A 17,350-nucleotide genomic window follows, 5' to 3' on the forward strand; every position below is an offset into this window, starting at 1 on the left:
TGGGGGCACATACACACGCGTTCAGGAATATCGGCGCTTGGCCTAGCGCTGGACTACGGCGCGGGTTATCTCGCCGGTTTCGGCAGATGTGAGCTGGCGGTAGCCGGAGGCGGTCACGGTTGCGAGGATCGGGTAGATTTCGCGGCCCAGGTCGGGGCCGCCGGTTGCGGAGTCCTCGTCGGCGGCGTCGAAGAGGGCCTCAATGCAGATGTGGGCCACTTCGGTTTCGGTCAGGCCTGGGCGGTAGAGCTTCTTCAGTGAGCCCTTGGCGAAGTGGGAGCCGGAGCCCACCGCTTCGAAATCCTTGTCCTCGGTTACGTGGCCGGTGACGTCCGTGCTGAAGATCCGGCCTTTGGCCTGGACCAGGTCGTAGCCGCCGAACAGGGGGATCACCGCGAGGCCTTGCTGGGCCGCGCCGAGGTTGGCTCTGATCATCTGGCCCAGTTTGTTGACCTTGCCTTCGATCGAGAGGGTCACGCCTTCGATCTTCTCGTAGTGTTCCAGTTCGAGCTGGAAGAGTTTGACCAGGTCGACGGCCAAGCCGACTGTTCCGGCGAAGGCTATCGCGGAGTGCTCGTCGGCTGGGTGGACCTTTTCGAGGTCTCGCTGGGCGATCAGGTTGCCCATGGTGGCTCGGCGGTCACCCGCGACCATAACGCCGTCCGCATAGATCGCGGCGAGGACAGTCGTCCCGTGCGGCGAAAGGGGGACATCCCGGCGCACCTTGTTCCAGGGCAGCAGTTCGGGTGCGTGCGTCTGGAGGTAGCGGATGAATGAGGAGTCCATCGTACTGTCGACAACGGGAAGATCCCCCGGGTACGCCACTACGCTGATCCTTTCGGTGAGCCCTGCCGAACCTGCGACAGCATACCCAGCCGGGACGATCTCAGCGGCCGGTCCAGCGTGGACTGCGGCCGGCCGCCCAGGCGGCGTAGAACTCGCCGTGATCGTCGGACTTCATCAGCAGCGCCTGGGTGATCGCCTCCAGTTCGATCGACGAGCCCAGGTCCATGTCCAGTTCGCGGGTCAGCAACACCTTTGTCGTCGAATACGCCAGGGCGGGGCCGTCGGCCAGCCGGGCCGCCAGTGCGGCGGTCTCGCCGGGCAGATCAGTGGTGACCTTGGTGGCCAGGCCGATTCGCTCGGCGGTGGCGGAATCGACCTTGTCGCCGAGCATCAGCAGTTCGGTCGCCCGGCCTAGACCGATCAGCCGGGGCAGCAGATACGCCGAGCCCATATCGGCACCCGCCAGCCCGACTTTGGTGAACAGGAAAGCGAAAGCGGCCTTTTCGGCCAGTAGCCGGAAGTCACTGGCGAGCGCGATCACCGAGCCCGCGCCCGCGGCTATTCCGTTCACCGACGCGATGATCGGCAGCTGGCATTCGCGCATCGCCTTCACCACGGCACCGGTCATCCGGGTGAATTCCAGCAACTGCGCGGCCGGCATCTTCCGCAGTTCGCCGATGATCTCCTCGACGTCACCGCCGGAACAGAAACCACGGCCCTGCCCGGTGATCACCAGGACCCGCGCGTCGCCGCGGTGCGGCAGCTCCGCGAGCAGGTCCCGCAGGTCGGCGTACACGTCGAAGGTGAGCGCGTTCAGCTTCTCGGGCCGGGAGAACGTCACCGTCGCCACGCCGTCGGCCACTGTGAAGCCGAAATGCTCCCAGTTCGAGGTGAAACCCGCGGATGCCCGGAACGTCACGTCTTGTCTCCCTTGAGCGCACGTCGGTCCAGTTTGCCGGACGCGGTCTTCGGCAACGACTCCACAAAACGCACATCACGCGGATACTTGTGCGGCGCCAGTTTGGACCGGACGAAATCCTGCACCTCGGCCACGGTCAACGCGTTTCCGGCCACCACAAAAGCCCGCGGCCGGGTCAGGCCGTCCTGCAGGTACCCGACCACCGCGCATTCGACCACCGCGGGATGTGCCATCAAACAGTTCTCGATCTCCGCGGGCGCGACCCACACGCCGCCGACCTTCAGCAGATCGTCCACACGCCCTTGGTAGTAAAAGAAACCGTCCGCGTCCCGGGTGACCAGATCGCCTGATCGGACGGTGTGCGGACGCGGGAAGGTCTCGGCCGATTTCTCCGGCGCCTGCCAGTATTCCACAGCGACGGTCTCGCCGGTGATTTCCAGCCTGCCCGCCTCACCGTCACCCAGCGGCGCGCCGTCCAGGTCGACCACCTGGGCCTGGTACCCCGGGACGACCTGGCCCAGGCTGCCTTGCCGGGAGTTGCCGGGACGGTTGGACAGATAGATGTGATACGCCTCCGAGGAGCCGATCCCGTCGATCACCTCGACGCCGAACGTGTCCATCCACCGGCGGTACAGTTCCGCCGGGAGGGCCTCACCGGCGGACGTGCACAGCCGCAACGAGCTGAAATCCTGTTCGGACGCCAGCGGATGCGAGACCATCGCGCTCATCATGGTCGGCACGTTGACCAGAACGGTCGGCCGGTGCGCGGCGATCAGCTCGAACAGCTTCTCCACAGTGCTGCGTTCCGGGAAGACGATCCCGGCCGCGCCGACGCCGAACGGGAACAGAGCCGCCAGATCCCTGGCGTACCCGAAGAACAGCTTGGGCACCGGCAGTACGACATCATCTGGCTGAATGTCCAGGACACCCCGGGCGTACCACTCGAAGCTCAGCAGCGGGCTACGAGCAGGAAGCACGCAGGCTTTCGGCGCACCCGTACTGCCGGTGGTGAACTTCCAGATCGCCACATCGTCCTTTGTGGTCGGCGCAGCGTCCAGCTCGGACGGCTGCCCGGCGGCGAAGGATTCATTCACCACAACGAGATTCCTGGCGCCCGCCGCACGCAGTTTGTCCGCCGTGGCCGCGTCCGCCAGCACTGTCGAAGGCGATACGTAGTCCACAAAGTACTGATAGTCCTTCACCTGAAGGAAGGTGTAGACCTCGGCTGTGACCGCGCCGATCTTCTGCGCGCCGTACCAGGCGGCCACGAAGTCGACGCCGTCGTTCAGTGCCAGCAGGACACGATCACCTTGCCGCACACCGAGTTCGAGCAGCGCGTTGCCGATCTGGTTGGTGCGCGCGGCCAGTTCGCCGTACGTCACAGGGCCCGCGTTCGTGATCAACGCCGTGCGGTCCGGTGGATTGCGGTCGACGAAGAAAGAGGCGAGGTTGACCGAGTGCGGCAGGTCCGAGTAGCGCATCACGCGCCCCCGATCAGTTCGAGAACCATCTCGACCAGTGTGTCGTAGGTCTGCTCGCCTTCCTCGGCGGTCGCCTCGGCCGGTGAGCCGCAGTAGGCGTCGTGCATGCCCATCGCCACGAAGTCCTTGCGCCCGGCCGACATCGCGGCCGGCATGTCCACGTGTACCGGCGGCAGGGCCGCCATCCGCTCCTGGTCGACGAGATCCGGCCGGTCGGCGAGCACCAGCGACGTCTCGTACTGCCCGGCGTGACACGACCCGGACTGGAACTCGGGCGTCAGCCTGCTCGCCTGAGCTCGCCGGACAAGATCCAGATACGCCACCCCGGCGGCGTTCGTCGCCCGCCGCAAGGTCGCCACGTGCTCGGGCTCGAAGTGGTTGTTCACCACCACGATGTCCACAAAACCCTGGCTCACCAAGGACGTGCAGACGTCCACCACGATCGAGTAGAGCGTCTCCTCACTGACGTGCACAGCGCCGGGAAACGCCGACGCGTACCGCGTCACGCCGTAGGGGAGTGGCGGCAGGATCAACGCCCGCAGTGACGGATGGTCAGCGAGCCGCCGGGCGACTCGTTCGCACACACCGATGGAGATCATCGGGTCGGTGCCAAGCGGCGCGTGCGGGCCGTGCGGCTCGATCGCGCCGACCGGAAGCAGCAGAACCGGCCGCCGGGAGGCCGTCAACAGCTCCTCGACCTGCGGTGATGTCAGCTCGGCGAAGTAGAGCACGGGCGAAACATTACGGTTGACCCAGCTGATGAGTCAACTATGCTCGCGGCATGCCCGAGGCTCCACAGGATCTGGTGATGACGCTGCTCGGCGCGCACCTGCGGCCGCGCGACCGCCAGGTGTGGTCGGGTGGCCTGGTCGAGTTGCTGGCCGAGTTCGGCTTCTCGGCGGGCGCCGCCCGGGTGGCGCTGACCCGGCTGGTCCGCCGTGAGCTGCTGGCCAGGGTGAAGGACGGCAGGCTGGTGCACTACACGATCACGCCGCGTAGCGCGGCCGTGTTCGAGGAGGGCGACGACCGGATCTTCACGCTGGGCCGCAACGGCACCGCCGACCCACAGTGGACGGTGTTGTGGCACACGATCCCAGAGGAGCAGAAGGTCGCCAGAACGCGGCTTGTCCGCAGGCTCCGGTTCCTGGGCTTCGGGCCGGTCCAGGACGGCACCTGGATCGCGCCGCACGACCGGGAACGCGAGGTCACCGCCCTGCTGGCGGAACACCAGGTGCAGCGGCACGCCGGCCTGCTGCTGGGCAGCCCGGCGGCCTCGCTGGATTTCCGGTCGTTCGTCGGCCGGGTCTGGGACCTCGACGAGCTGGCCGGCCGGTACGAGGCGTTCGTCGAGGAATTCGGCAGCCACGACGTGGCGATGCTCCCCGACCGGGACGCGTTGGTGTTACGCACCCGGCTGACGCACACGTTCAGGCAGTTCCCGTTCCTGGATCCCGAACTGCCTGTCGGGCTGGTCTCCCCTCCCGCTCACCGCGCGCAAGCCGTGCGGTTGTTCCATGATCTCTACACCGCGCTGGCCCCCGCGGCGATGCGCCGTTTCGATGAGGTGATGCAGCCGTGACCGAAAACCATGCCGCTCTGACGTACTCCTCCTACCTGGCGCTCGACGAGGTCCTCGCGGCGCAGAAGCCACGCTCGGACGAGCACGACGAGATGCTGTTCATCGTCGTCCACCAGGTGTACGAGCTGTGGTTCAAGCAGCTGCTGCACGAGTTCGCCCACCTGCAGCGGGTCCTGGCCGACGGGGAGACCGCGCACGCGCTGCACACGCTGCGCCGGGCGCTGACGATCCTGAAGGTCGTGGTCGCGCAGATCGACGTGCTGGAAACCATGACACCGCGCCAGTTCACCAGTTTCCGGGCCCGCCTGGACGCGTCGAGCGGATTCCAGTCCGCCCAGTTCCGCACGGTCGAGGCCGTGCTCGGCCGGCGCGATCCACGCGTGATCAAGCACTACCCGGCCGGCAGCGAGCAGCGGGAGGTCGTCGAGGCGGCGATGACCCGGCCGTCGGTTTTCGACTCCTTCCTCGGTTACCTTGCCGTGCACGACTACCAGGTGCCGCATGAGAGCCTGCACCGGGACGTGTCGGCGCCGCTGGAGCCGTCGAAGGACCTGCAGAACGTGCTGTTGAAGGTCTATCAGGACGACGCGGGCGCGGCGCAGATCTGTGAGCGGCTGGTCGACCTGGACGAAGGCATCCAGGAATGGCGCTACCGGCACGTGAAGATGGTCGAACGGACCATCGGGGACAAGTCCGGCACCGGCGGGTCGTCCGGCGCGGCGTACCTGCGGACCACGCTGTTCACACCGATCTTCCCGGACCTGTGGGCCGTGCGGAGCGAGCTGTGAACGACCTCGCCAGGCACTACTCGAAGTTCGGCGTCTCCGGACGCCTGCTGCTGTCGGGACACTCCCATCAGGCGTGGCCGGACGTCGCCCTGGACGGGCAGATCGAGGCTTTCCAAGACGCCGCGTCGCATGTGGACGAGAAATGGGAGCGTGCGTTCGCCAAGGCCGACCGTGTCCGCGACGGCTTCCGGGTGTTCCTCGGTGAGCCGGACGCACGGATCGCGTTGGGCCAGAACACTCATGAGCTCGTCTTGCGGTTTCTGTCGGCGCTCGACCTCAAGTCACGGCCGCGTCTGGTCACCACCAACGGCGAGTTCCACACGTTGCGCCGCCAGCTCAACCGTCTCGCTGAGACAGATCTCGACGTCGTTTTCGTTGATGCGGAACCGGTTGAGACCTTGGCTGCCCGGCTGGCTGACGCGGTCGACGCCCAGACCAGCGCTGTCCTTGTCTCCGCGGTGTTGTTCGAGACGTCTCGAATCGTGCCGGGGCTTGGTTCTCTTGCCTCGGTCTGCGTCGACCATGACGTCGAGCTACTCGTCGACGCCTATCACGCGCTGGGCCCGGTTCCGTTCACCACAGCGGATTTCCCGTCAGCCTGGGTCGTGGGCGGCGGTTACAAGTACCTGCAATTGGGCGAGGGCAACTGTTTCCTGCGCCTGCCCGCCCATGCCGACAACTTCCGGCCCGTGATCACCGGCTGGTACGCCGAGTTCGCGGAACTCGCCGAGCATCATCCCGGCGCGGTCAGCTATCCGCTCGGCGCCACCCGATATGCGGGATCGACCTACGACCCCACCAGCCACTACCGCGCCGCTCGCGTCTTCGACTTCTTTGCCGGGCAGGGTTTGACCCCCGCCCGGCTTCGCGAGATCGTTCTGCAGCAGACCGGTTTGCTCGCAACGCTTTTCGCCGGGATGTCCGTCTCGCCGGAGCTGATATCGATCTCTGAAGAACCTCGTGAGAACTTCGGCGGCTTTGTGTCGCTGAGGACGGCCAAGGCCCCGCAGCTGCAAGCCCAGCTGGCAAGCCGAGGCGTGCTCACCGACAGTCGCGGTGACTATCTACGCCTCGGCCCAGCGCCCTATCTGTCCGACGACCAGCTCCGCGGAGCCATGGACATCCTTGCTTCAGTCCTGCGCGAAATCTAGTTGGGCAGGGGGTATGGCGGGGCGATCTGCCAGGAGGTGTCCTCGGCGTACCCGGTCGGCGTCTCGAAGTCGTTCTGCCCGGAACTGTCGGCCGCCCACACCAGATTGTTGTGGTGGCGGAGCAGTTTGCCGCGCCTGCTGAGCGATTCCAGCGCCGCGGTCGCGTTCAGCCCCGGCTTGGTGCACCAGGTGGCGTCGGCCTTGAACTGGGCGGTCCCGTCCGAGGGCGCGATCATCACCTGCAGACCCTGCTGGCGCAGGTAGTACTCCGGCCGGGCAACCGACTCGAACGAATGGCAGGTCGCGTCGGCCTTACCGGGCAGGACGCGCCAGGTGGCGTCCGCGCCGGCCGGGTTGCCCGGGCCGATCACGGCCTGGTCGATGCCCTGCAGGTACCAGCCCTGCTTCCCCGGCGAAACGGCCTGCAGGGACTGGGTCAGCACGGAGTCCTGGTACTGCCCGACGCGCAGGAAGTCGCCGACATCGCTGTCGCTGCCGGCCAGAGCCGCAGTCGCGGCCGTCACCAGAGCCGGATGCACCCGGCTCTGCTCGGCCCGGGTCCGCAGCTCGAACACCAGGCGCCGGTCGGCCTGCCCCTGCTTTGTCAGCAGCGCCAGCAGGTCTCGCCGGGACGCCTCGTGGATGCCGGTGGCGATGTACTTGGTCAGATCTGCCTCGTCCGGACTGCGCAACGCGCGCTCGGCCGCGGCCCGGACCTCGGAGCCTGGCTTCGCGTAGGTCCACAGCTCCAGCACGAAACTGTCGTCCGGCAGGACCAGCATGCCTTCGTCGGCGTCGATGCCCAGCCGGTTCGCCGCCCGGATCCGGGCGTTGCGGGCCTTCTCCCGCTTCTTTTTCTCCTCGTCGGCGTGCTCGTCGGCATCGATCTTGGCCTGCTGGTCGGCCTCCCGCGCGGTGAAGATGCCTGCCTGGATGAACTCCGCCAGTACGGGCGCGGTCCCGTTCTCATAGGCGACCCTTGCCGCGGCTTTCAGCAGCGGTCCGGACGCCTGCTCCCACATCGCGAACACGAAGTCCCGATCGCCCTGGATCAGCAACTCCGGCGTGGCGATGATCTGGTTGACCGCCGCGGCCGCCTGTTTGAGCTCACGTGCCTTCGTGGCGATCGCTTCGTCCCGTTGCTGGTTGAGCTGGTCGCGACGGTTGGCCTCACGTACCCCGATCTTGATCCACTGGGTGCACGCGTCGGGGCCCGCGGCGAACGCCAGCTCCGCCGACGCCCGCACCTCCTTCTTGCCCGCCGACCGCTGCCACAGGGCGAACACGAAGTTCCGGTCGTTGAGCACGAGCAGTTCGGGACTGGCCACGATGCCCAGCTCGGCCGCCGCGTCGATCTTGTCGCGCTGGGTGGCCGCGGTTATCGCGACATTCTGGGCCTGGTGCGCCGGCACCGCGACCGCCGGGCCTGCCAGAGAAAGCGATGCGGCAAGCGCGGTGGCGGCCAGGAGCCCGGACCGCGCCGATCTTCGTCTCATCATGTGTCCGCCTCAGCTGGTAGTGGGGTACGCGGTGGCCACCCCGGTCGCCGCGTCGAAGTCGATCCGCCCGCGCTCGAACGTGTTACGCCTGCCGCCCGGAATGTCGAACTCATCGCTGGTCGGATAGCCCAATGTGGACTTCTCCGAGCCCAGCGACGCCCACTTGGCCCGGATCGCACCCGACACGGCGTGCGCGCCAGTCCGGTCGGTCGAGTAAATCGAGCCCGCGGAACCGAAGTGCGCGTAACGGCCAGTCCTTTCCGCGGTACAGGCGTCGTCGGACGAGGGCGGCCCAAGCACGGACTTGTGGCCACCGAGCTTCAGGTACGCGTCGAGGATCTCGGGAGCCGGACAGGTCGTTCCGCGGCCGACATTCAGACGGTGGACCCCGGTCGCGGCGCTCCAGTACAAGCGGAACGCTGGATGCGGAACTCCTTCGTCATCCCGTTCCTGGAAATCACGGAACCTGACCCGGCCGTCCACCTGTTCTGCGCCAACCGGTTCCACCCACAGGTCCGCATAGGGGTCGTAGTCCGGCAGATACCTGTTGAGCCAGTGGAGAGTGATTTCGGTCGAGTCGGGATTCGGGTCCGTGACCCACCAGTAGTACACCGTGCCCACGCCTGCCGTGCCATCGGTTTCACGGCGCAGGAAGTCGGCCCCGCCCCGGATCGTCACACCCGCCGAGGGCAGTTTGGTGTCCACGCACCATGTGGCGTTCCAGAAGAAGTCGTTCGTGCCGTCGGTCGGGCGCACTCCCACGCGGATCTTCTGGCCGTCGTGATAGCGAGCCAGGTAGTAGTTGGGTTTGGTGGCCGACTCGAACGAACGGCACTCGGCGTTCGCCAGCCCAGGCCCGATCCGCCAGGTGGCGTCCAGACCTTCGTCGGGTGCGGGCTCGGGGCTGCCCGGCTTCACCACCAGCGCACCGTTCACGTCGCGCAGGTAGTGCCCGGCGATGTTGCCGTTGAGTGCGTTCCTGCTGAGCGACTGCGTCAGCACCTCGTACTGCCCGATGCCGAGGAACCCTTGCACCTCGTCGACGCCACCGGCGAGGGCCGCCGCTGCCGCTCGCGCCAGCCGGGGCTGCAGTCCGCTGTTGTCCGCCCGGGTCTTGATCTCCTCGACGATCCGCCGGTCGGCCTCGTACTTCTTCTGCAGCACGATGGCGTTGTCGCGTTTGTACGCCGCGAACACGCCGGTGTCGATGAACCGCCGCCAGTCGGCGCGGTCCCGGCTGCGCAATGCCTTCACGGCATCCTTTTCCAGCTCACTGCCCGGTGTCGCACGGTCGGCGATCACCCGGAGGATGTCGTCGTCGGGCAGCGTCACGATGTCCGGCGTCGGAAGGACACGGACCACCGACACCGCGCGGGCCCTGGCCGCCTCCGCTTCCAGACGCGCCTTCTTGGCCGCCTCCCCGGCGGCTTCCGCGTCGATCTTGTCCTGCTGGTCACGGGAATGGGCGGTGCGCAGCCCGTTCGCGATGAACTCCTTCTGCGCCGGGTCCGGCTGGCCGAACGCCTCCAGCGCGGCCGCTTTCACCTTCGGACCGGTCGCCCGCCGGGTGATCTCGTAGATGAAGTCGCGGTTGTTCGTGATCACCAGTTCCGACTCGGGCACGATGCCCAGCACGATCAGGGCCTGTTCCTTGAGCTCCCTGGCCACCCGCGCCGCCTCGGCGTCGCGCAACTGGTTCACCTGGTCACGGGTGTTCGCCTGATGGATACCCGTCCGAATCCACTCGGTGCACGCCGCGTCCGAGCTGGCGAACGCCAGCTCCGCCGACCCACGCACCTCGGCCCCGGTCGCCCGCCGCCACAACAGGATCACGAAGTCCTTGTCGTTCAACCGAAGCTGCTCGTCGGTCGGGACCAGCCCCAGTACGAACGCGGCCCTGACCTTCTCCGTCTCCGCCGCGACCGAAGGCGTCTCACCCGACGCCATCCGGGTCTTCGCAGGCGGCGCGGACTGATGGACGCGCTCGGCCACCGGGCCGGGTGCGGCACCCGCCGCCGGGCTGACCGCGATCATCCCCAGTAGCGCCAACCCCAACGCCGAAAGCCGTCGCGCTGCCGCACCACGCGATCCGGTTCTGTTCGATGTCATCATCGCCGACCCAGTTTCTATGCAAGATCCGGCCAGAGTTCTTTCCATTTCCGGTACTCGTCAAGATCCGCCGACTCCTCAAACAGGTGATCAACCAGCTTCAGCGGCATCATCAGCAACTTGGGCTCGCGCAGCCGAAGAAACTCGGCGGTGTCGAGAGTGTCCCGGCGTAGCTCCATCTGCTGTGCTTCGGCCAGCGTCATCGGCAGTGCCGCGAGGTAGTCACGCAGCAGGCCGGCCGGGTCAAGGTAAGCAAGACCCGGCCGTGCCGGGATTGTTCGCAACAGCACCGCGGAAAGGTTGAACCGTGCGTGAAGGATGTCCTCCCGGGGGCGGCCGCCATATGTCTCGGCTCCGTGAAAGATGCTGTCGGCAAGCTCGAAGCTGTGCCGCAGTTCGTCTTCGGTCAGCTCATGACAGGCCTTGACGAGCCGTTCCGGGAAGCGCTCGACAAGCAGCAGCCAGTCATAGTGGTCACCTCTTTCGGCCGGATCGACGAGTGCGAGATCGGTGATCCGCAGCGCGTCGAGCCGGTCGACCAGTTCACGAAACCCGAGGCGGAAAAGGGCCTCACGATCGGGAAAACTCACTTCACTGTCCCAACCGGCGACTGCGCACCCGCTCTCGATGGCATTCGGCTGAAGAGGATACCGATGTCGATGAACGCGTTTCGCCCGATTTCCCAGTACTTCCTGCCCAGCGAGCCCTGCCGCGGTGGCTGGTGGTGCCCGCTGTTGAGATCGAGGCTCACCCCTTCATAACTTCCGTCAGGTTTTTTTCTTATCACACACTCACCTGCCGAGGCGACCGAATCGCCACCCCCGAGCACGGTGTGCTTGAGCTCCTCACCGTTCTTGAACTTCGGTATCACCCGCACGGTTCCGTCCTTCAACACTGCCCACTTGATGGGTACCTCGGACTCGACCAATGCGTCGAACTCCGGTGTGCGGCCCTTGATCGGGCTGACACCGAGCCGCCTTGCGGCCGCGAGTTCCTCGGCGATCTCCTCCGGGCTCGCCTTGTTCGGAAGCAGGTCGCATGGGCTCAGCCACGCCGCCGCCGAAGCCGCGCCACGGATCGGGCAGACCTTGCGCAATTTCTCCAGAACGATGGTGAATTTGGCGAGAATGTTCTTTATTCGCTCGGATTTGGCCAGGTACTTGCCGATGTTGGCGACGACCTTGACGATCGCGTTGGCGATCGGAATCGCCTTGATCACGATCACGGCGAACGAAAGGACGTTGATGATCGTCCAGATACAGGCCGCCACATCGCCGTCGCCGAAGCAGCGTTCCAGGTCACGCCAGCCGATGACCTCCAGGAGAACTTCGGCGCCGATACTGAACAGGAAGGACGTGACGCTTCCGCCGTTCGCGCAGCCCTGCATGATTTCCCGGTATTCGCCAAGCGCTGCCACGCCCTCGTCGGTGGACTCCATCAACTCCACGTCGTCGGACGTGATACCGGGTACGCACGAGGCGATCTGCTGGGCTTCGCTCTTGCGGCGTTCTGCCTCTTGCTGAAGGCGTTGCTGTTCGAGGCGGTCCAGGGCCTGCTGGATCTCGATGCCTGTCTGGCGGGCGCGTTCCATCGACGCGGTGGCCGCGTCCGCATTGCGTTGTGCCTGTTCGGCCGCGGCCTGTGCTGCCGCGGCGGAGCGCTCGGCTGCTTCGGCCGCCGTGTTGGCGGCTGCCGCGTCTCGCTCAGCCTGCTGGGCGGCGGCATTGGCGGCTATGGCGTCTTGTGCTGCCTGGTCGGCGGAACGCCCTGCGATGGCCGCGTCCTCGTTTGCCTGGTTGGCCGCCCGACGGGCTCTGGCTGCGGACTCGTGGGCCGCCGCGTCGTGCCGGTTGGCCGCTGCGGCGGCTTCTCGCGCCTTGGCACCGTCCACCGCCGCGTCGGCCGCCGACTTCTGGGCGTTCGCGGCGGACTGTTGTGCGTTTGCCGCGGATTTCGCGGCGTTGGCGGATGCCTGGTACGCGGCCTTCGCGTCGCCTTCGGCCTGGTCAGCTGCCCACTGGGCCAGGATCGCGGCGTCGCGGGCCTCGTTGGCCCGGTCCTGGGCGGCCTTGGCCTGTTGTTCGCCTACTCCCTGGGCCTGCCGGGCGACCTCGGCGATCCAGTCGGCGTCGAGATCGGAGCCGGTGAACGGGGCCACGACGATGATCGCGGTGTTCGTTGGCTCGAGGATCGCTGCGGAGGAGAACCGTGCACCGAGCGCGGCTCGGCCCGCGAGCGCGGACTGGGTCACCGCCGACACAGCCTCGTGGTTCGCGGCATCGGCTTCGTCCCTGCTGCGGTCGGACGCAAGCGCGGCAGCAGTGGCCTGCACGGTTGCCAGCTCGGCCAGCCGTGTCGCCTCCCGCGAGTGGTGGGCGGCCTGTGCTTCCGCCGCAGTCGCGTCGGCAGCCGCGGCATTCGCTTTGGTGGCCGCATAGTGCGTTTGCGCCGCTGCGGACTCCGCATTGCTGGCGGCCTCGGAAGCTCTTGCCGCATGCAGGCTGGCTTCCTGCGCAGCTGCCCGCGCCCGCGCGGCGGCGCCGTCGGCGAGGATGGCGTACTCACGCGAGCGCGCCGCAGCACCGTTTGCGGCGTTCGCTGCGTTGCGCGCGTCGAATGCTGCAGCCGACGCACCTCTTGCGTCGGCACGCGCTTGCACGGCGGCTGCGTGCGCGGCTGCCTCATGCTCAGTGCCCCTGGCGTACGCCTCCGCGTGCTCGTACATCTGCGCCTTGGCCTCAGCGATGTCCTTCTCGCGCTCGGCGGCCAACGCGTGGTCCCGCGCGATCTCCGCGTTGCGTTCCTCCCGCAGCGTGGCTGCGAGGGCATCGGCCGAGATGCGCTCCTGGGCTACCGCCCGTCGCTCGTATTCGGCTGCGATGCTTGCCTTCCGTTCAGCTTCGGCTCGGGCGTTGCGGGCGGTCACCGCTTCGGCTTCAGCCTGCCTGCGGTACTGCTCTGCCTTGGCGCGTTCGGCCTCCGCGGTCCGGCGGCACTCCGCTGCCTGTGCCTGCTCGCGTTCGGCGGTTTCCATCTGCCTGCGGGCCTCGTCGGCATGGAAACTCGCGAGCCGCTCGGCCTGCTGGGCGCTTTCCCGCGCGCTGCGTGTGCGGTTCGCGGCGTCTTTTCCTGCCACCTCATGAAGTCGCGCGGCTTCGGCCAACGCGGCTGTGGCGCGGGCATGCTCCTCGCCGTGGGTACGCCACCGTCGTGCCTGCTCGGCGCGTGCCTCGGCTTTTGCTTGGTCGTCGCGGGCGGCGTCGGTGGCCATTGTCGCCACAATCGCTTGCTGCGCGGTCTCCGTGGCCAGTTCCGCGGCACGTGCGGCGGCGCCCATACCCTCGGCCATGCGTGCCCAGTCGGCGCCGTAGGGAAGTTCGATCTCGATCAGGATGTCGGCCTGTGTTTTGGCTGCTACCGCCGCGTTACGGGCGTCGGTCGCGGCCGCGCGGGCGTAACCGAGTTGCCGGTTGACTTCTTCCTGAGCGGGGCGGAACGACTCCGGGGAATGGTGCCCGCCGGCCTCGTTCGCGGCCAGGATCTGCGCTGCCTGCCTGGCCGCGTTGGATGCCGAGACCATCGCGTTGGCGCTACGCTGCAACGCCCGCACGCCTTGGCCGTGTGCGATCAGCAGGTTCTTACGCGCTTCCGAGGCACGGGCCGCTCTCTTGGCGACCTCGCTCAGCTTCTCCGCGGCCTTGGTGCGCTCTTCGAGGTCTTTCAGATATTGCTCACGTGCCACCGCGTCCCGTTTCGCGGCGTCCAGGTATCCACCGTTCAGGAACGCGGCGATCGCGGCGTCACCGGCGGCCAACGCCTCCTGGGCCGCTCTCTGCACGTCCGGGCCCGCCGTGGCCGCGAGCACGGTTACCCTGGCGCGCAACTCATCCGCGCGTGCCTCGGCTGCCCGGCGCGCCCGATCGTCCCGTTCGGTGGCGATGGTTTTGCCATACAGCAGGAAAATCTCACGGTCGTAGTCGGTGCCGGCGAGCACTCGGTCCACTTCGGCGTTGAAGACCGGTCCACCGGTGCCGTCCAACGCCTCGATCGTCGCCCGGTTCTGCCGCGCGGTCGCTTCGCGCCGAGTCTTCGCCCGCGCCGCCGCAGCGGGCCGGTCGGTGACCAGGAACCGCCTGAACGCGGCGTTCGTGTTCTCCGCCAACGCCGCCAAGGCCACATCCCGGATCTCGAAGTCCTCGGACTTCTCCGCGTTCTCCATCACCAGCCAGCGAAGTTGCTGGTTGAGAGGTTCGCCGACGCCGCTCTGCCCGTCCCAGCCCGGATACGGGGTCTTGGGAATCGGCCGGGGACCCGGCGGTTCCTCAGCGGCTGTCAGATTGGCCGGTGCCGCCACGACCGGTTGCACCGCCCCGGCGGCGAACACCGACAACACCACCAGCAAAAGCAAAGCCTGCCATGCGGGTCTGCGCGCCATCACACACCTTCTGAAGGACATACGCCTGATGAACAGTGGGATGTGGATCGGTGGATCAGATTCAGCGAGCCGGCTGCGTCATCCGCGTCTCGCCCTCGATCGCCTTGGCCAGCAACGCGTTCCAGGCCCGTGCCTGTTCTGCTGCCCACTCACGCTCAGCCGTCCAACTGGACTGCGTACGGGTCGCCACACCGGCGATCGGCTTCCAGTTCGGTCCGGTGGCAGCAGCCGCCGCCGCGGCGACCGCACGCCAGTTCGCGGCCTGCTGCAAGGCAATCTGCTCAGCGCCGGCCCATGCTGTCCTGGCCGGGCCGGTGCTTTCGCCGGCCGTGCGCCACGCTCGGGCTGCCGCCGCCCTGGCCTGCTCACGAAACTCTTCCGCCGCACCGAGTGCGGCCTGCTCGGCTTCCTGCGCGTCGGCCAGCAGCCGCCGCACGGTGGCACGCCAACGCGCGTCGCTCTCGATTTCCTGGCGGCGATGGCTTTCCAGGTCCAGCACAGCCGCGTGAGTCCAGCCGTCGGCAAAGAACGCCACCAGATCGTCGTCGGTCGCGCCGGTGCGCGTCGCCCATGTCGCCGAGGCCCGAACCTGCGCCCCAGGGTCAGTCGCCGCCAGGTTGCGTACGAACGCCCGGTCTTCGGCCACCAGGGCACGGGCCAGGCTGCCCTCGGCGGCACGTGCCTGCCGGTCGCGGTTCTGTGCCGCGGCGAATCCCGTCAGGACGAACTCGGCGCGATCGGAATCCCCGCCGTTCAGCGCGTGCTGCGCCGCGGCGTGCACTTCCGGTGAGAACTCACTTGTGAACGTGGCCAGTACCCGCCGTGCGAAATCCGCGTGCTGTTCGCCGACCTCGTCGGCTCGTTGCACCGCGTCCCACAGTCCCACATCGACGAATTCGTCGACCGCCGCGTCGCCGTCCTCGCTGATCAACGCGACCCAGGCGTCCGCACGAACCAGTTCCTGTGGATGCGAACCCGCCACCAGCCGCACGAACTCGCGGTTCCATGCGGACAGTCCTGGGTCGGCGGCCGCGGCAGGCGCCGCGATCCCAAGCCCCGACAGCACAATGGCGAAGACGACGGCTGCCCATGAGTACCTGACCATGACTAACCCCCCAGTTAGTTGGATGATCAATAATGACCATCCAGCCAGGAAAGTAGCGTGTTTGTGGTCTGCCGGACAAGTGCCTGTGTCAATTCGAGCGCTTTGCTGTGCGGCGGCATCCTGTGTTGCCGCACAGCTTTGGACCACCCAGCGGAACTTACATTGCGCCATAAGGATCTCCGTGCGAGGATCGAAGGCCGGTACGGTTCGTTGCGGGTGCCGGGGGGCGCCGGCCGACTGGGGGCGCATATGAATCCTGCGATCAGCAGGCGCAAGGCGTTAAAGGGAACAACTGCGGCTCTGGTGACGGTCGCGGTCGGCGCGTCGACCAGCGTGGCCGCTGCTCAGGACGTGTCCTGGACTGCCACGTCGGCCTTTGGCGTGCAATGGGAAATGACATCCCGGATTGTCAGCAGGCTGCCGGTGTCGGCCCGTTACGGCCTGCCGATTCCCGTCGGCCAGGTGATTGTCGGCGCGACCTGTCCGGGGTACTTCATCGAACAGGTCCGGCAGATGACCGACATGGTGGCGGTGGGCGGAAGCGGGGAGTGCACCATCACAATTGTCGACGCGCGCGGGCTGACCGCACATGCGACCGTCGGTCTGAACTTTCCGCCGACTCCGTTCCCTGACACGGAGATCGACTTCACGATCACCGGCACTGCCGCGATCATCAGGCCACTTCCCTTGCCGCTGCCGCGCAACAGAGGGCCGATGCGGATCAGCCTTGATCCGGAGGCGCTGATGACCATGAGCGGATGGGCGGCCGACGGCAGTGTGTGGGGCGAGGGCATCCAGGTCTCGCTCGCGATGAACAACGGCCAGGATCCGTTACTGGTCACAATGGACATTCGTTGACAGTGTCAGTGGGGGAGCGCACATGAGTCCTGCGATCAGCAGGCGTACCGCGATAATGGGAGCGACCGGCGCCCTCATGACGGTTGCCGCCGGCCCGGCAGCGGCAACCAGCGGACTGGTCTGGAGGGCCAACGCCAGCCAGGCGATCCTCTGGGACATGCCGTCGCGGATCATCACCAGGCTGCCGACCGTGGCCCGTTACGGCCAGCCCATCGCGGTGGGCACGATCATCGTTCAGGCCACGTGCACAGCGGACGTGGTCGGCAAGCTCAGAAGAGCGAACATAGACCGGGTGAGCGGAACCGGGAAATGCAGTCTCACCGCGACCGACCCACGCGGTCTGACCGCCCAGTTCCTGGTCGATCTGACCTTCCCGCAGACACCGATGCCCGAGACCGACGTCGACTTCCTGATCACCGGCACGGCCGCGATCACCAGCCCGCTCCCACTACCGTTGCCCAGGAACAAAGGGCCGATGCGGATCGCCATGGACCCACGGGCCCGCGCGGACATGATCGGCTGGAAACCGACCGGCACCAACCTTCTCGGGTTCGTCACACTGACCCTGAAGGACGGTCAGGACCCGACTCTGACCACGATCGACATCCGCTGAACGGGCGCTGGGGAACAGACATGAGCA

At 67.1% G+C, this 17,350-nt stretch carries 14 protein-coding genes; 5 read left to right on the plus strand and 9 right to left on the minus strand.

Features of this window, described 5'->3' with window-relative positions; translation table 11 throughout:
• Window positions 1-42: 42 nt before the first annotated feature.
• The 4 genes from prcB to JOF56_RS29095 all read right to left on the minus strand — a co-directional run bounded on the left by prcB (window position 43) and on the right by JOF56_RS29095 (window position 3,917).
• The gene (gene prcB / locus JOF56_RS29080; RefSeq protein WP_209642667.1) at window positions 43-786 is read right to left on the minus strand and encodes a proteasome subunit beta; all 744 of its coding nucleotides are present in this window, start codon (window positions 784-786) and stop codon (window positions 43-45) included.
• Window positions 787-886: 100 nt separating this feature from the next.
• Entirely contained in the window at window positions 887-1,705 is an 819-nt protein-coding gene (locus JOF56_RS29085) for an enoyl-CoA hydratase family protein (protein ID WP_209642668.1), read from the minus strand.
• A complete protein-coding gene (locus JOF56_RS29090; protein ID WP_209642669.1) occupies window positions 1,702-3,186 on the minus strand; it encodes a benzoate-CoA ligase family protein in 1,485 nt (494 codons plus the stop codon). The genes JOF56_RS29085 and JOF56_RS29090 overlap by 4 nt, the downstream gene beginning before the upstream one ends.
• On the minus strand, window positions 3,186-3,917 hold the full coding sequence (locus JOF56_RS29095; protein WP_209642670.1) for a creatininase family protein: 732 nt from the start codon (window positions 3,915-3,917) through the stop codon (window positions 3,186-3,188). The genes JOF56_RS29090 and JOF56_RS29095 overlap by 1 nt, the downstream gene beginning before the upstream one ends.
• A 50-nt stretch (window positions 3,918-3,967) precedes the next feature.
• Here JOF56_RS29095 and JOF56_RS29100 point away from each other — a divergent pair, with 50 nt between their 5' ends.
• From JOF56_RS29100 to JOF56_RS29110, 3 genes are read left to right on the plus strand one after another with little or no spacing between them, the layout of a single operon-like run.
• Entirely contained in the window at window positions 3,968-4,765 is a 798-nt protein-coding gene (locus tag JOF56_RS29100; RefSeq protein WP_245378443.1) for a PaaX family transcriptional regulator, read from the plus strand.
• Entirely contained in the window at window positions 4,762-5,553 is a 792-nt protein-coding gene (locus tag JOF56_RS29105; RefSeq protein ID WP_209642671.1) for a tryptophan 2,3-dioxygenase, read from the plus strand. The genes JOF56_RS29100 and JOF56_RS29105 overlap by 4 nt, the downstream gene beginning before the upstream one ends.
• Window positions 5,550-6,704 (plus strand): kynureninase/PvdN C-terminal domain-containing protein, encoded by a 1,155-nt coding sequence (locus tag JOF56_RS29110; RefSeq protein WP_209642672.1) that lies wholly within the window; start codon window positions 5,550-5,552, stop codon window positions 6,702-6,704. Before JOF56_RS29105 ends, JOF56_RS29110 begins: the two co-directional genes overlap by 4 nt.
• Here JOF56_RS29110 and JOF56_RS29115 read toward each other — a convergent pair.
• From JOF56_RS29115 to JOF56_RS29135, 5 genes are all read right to left on the minus strand, one after another.
• Window positions 6,701-8,200, minus strand: a complete 1,500-nt coding sequence (locus JOF56_RS29115; protein WP_209642673.1) for an AbfB domain-containing protein — start codon at window positions 8,198-8,200, stop codon at window positions 6,701-6,703. The two genes, JOF56_RS29110 and JOF56_RS29115, sit on opposite strands and share 4 nt — an antisense overlap.
• 12 nt (window positions 8,201-8,212) lie before the next feature.
• Entirely contained in the window at window positions 8,213-10,312 is a 2,100-nt protein-coding gene (locus tag JOF56_RS29120) for an AbfB domain-containing protein (RefSeq protein WP_209642674.1), read from the minus strand.
• A gap of 17 nt (window positions 10,313-10,329) precedes the next feature.
• Complete coding sequence (locus JOF56_RS29125) at window positions 10,330-10,902, minus strand: hypothetical protein (RefSeq protein ID WP_209642675.1); 573 nt, start codon at window positions 10,900-10,902, stop codon at window positions 10,330-10,332.
• Window positions 10,899-14,747 carry a coiled-coil domain-containing protein gene (locus JOF56_RS29130; RefSeq protein ID WP_209642676.1) on the minus strand — a complete coding sequence of 1,283 codons (3,849 nt, stop codon included), beginning with the start codon at window positions 14,745-14,747 and terminating at the stop codon, window positions 10,899-10,901. Before JOF56_RS29130 ends, JOF56_RS29125 begins: the two co-directional genes overlap by 4 nt.
• Before the next feature lie 61 nt (window positions 14,748-14,808).
• A complete protein-coding gene (locus tag JOF56_RS29135; protein ID WP_209642677.1) occupies window positions 14,809-15,852 on the minus strand; it encodes a hypothetical protein in 1,044 nt (347 codons plus the stop codon).
• 249 nt (window positions 15,853-16,101) lie between these two features.
• Here JOF56_RS29135 and JOF56_RS29140 point away from each other — a divergent pair, with 249 nt between their 5' ends.
• Window positions 16,102-16,710, plus strand: a complete 609-nt coding sequence (locus tag JOF56_RS29140; RefSeq protein ID WP_209642678.1) for a hypothetical protein — start codon at window positions 16,102-16,104, stop codon at window positions 16,708-16,710.
• Window positions 16,711-16,732: 22 nt separating this feature from the next.
• The gene (locus tag JOF56_RS29145) at window positions 16,733-17,323 is read left to right on the plus strand and encodes a hypothetical protein (protein ID WP_209642679.1); all 591 of its coding nucleotides are present in this window, start codon (window positions 16,733-16,735) and stop codon (window positions 17,321-17,323) included.
• Window positions 17,324-17,350 lie beyond the last annotated feature (27 nt).

The sequence above is a fragment of the Kibdelosporangium banguiense genome (genome assembly GCF_017876405.1).
In the GTDB taxonomy this organism is placed as follows: Bacteria; Actinomycetota; Actinomycetes; order Mycobacteriales; family Pseudonocardiaceae; genus Kibdelosporangium; species Kibdelosporangium banguiense.

Bases quoted from the DNA above. Each gene is read 5' to 3' on its own strand.
- JOF56_RS29130 (WP_209642676.1), bottom strand. From the start codon at position 14,747: ATGGCGCGCAGACCCGCATGGCAGGCTTTGCTTTTGCTGGTGGTGTTG.
- JOF56_RS29115 (WP_209642673.1), bottom strand. From the start codon at position 8,200: ATGAGACGAAGATCGGCGCGGTCCGGGCTCCTGGCCGCCACCGCGCTT.
- JOF56_RS29140 (WP_209642678.1), top strand. From the start codon at position 16,102: ATGAATCCTGCGATCAGCAGGCGCAAGGCGTTAAAGGGAACAACTGCG.
- JOF56_RS29120 (WP_209642674.1), bottom strand. From the start codon at position 10,312: ATGACATCGAACAGAACCGGATCGCGTGGTGCGGCAGCGCGACGGCTT.
- JOF56_RS29100 (WP_245378443.1), top strand. From the start codon at position 3,968: ATGCCCGAGGCTCCACAGGATCTGGTGATGACGCTGCTCGGCGCGCAC.
- JOF56_RS29135 (WP_209642677.1), bottom strand. From the start codon at position 15,852: ATGGTCAGGTACTCATGGGCAGCCGTCGTCTTCGCCATTGTGCTGTCG.
- prcB (WP_209642667.1), bottom strand. From the start codon at position 786: ATGGACTCCTCATTCATCCGCTACCTCCAGACGCACGCACCCGAACTG.
- JOF56_RS29090 (WP_209642669.1), bottom strand. From the start codon at position 3,186: ATGCGCTACTCGGACCTGCCGCACTCGGTCAACCTCGCCTCTTTCTTC.
- JOF56_RS29145 (WP_209642679.1), top strand. From the start codon at position 16,733: ATGAGTCCTGCGATCAGCAGGCGTACCGCGATAATGGGAGCGACCGGC.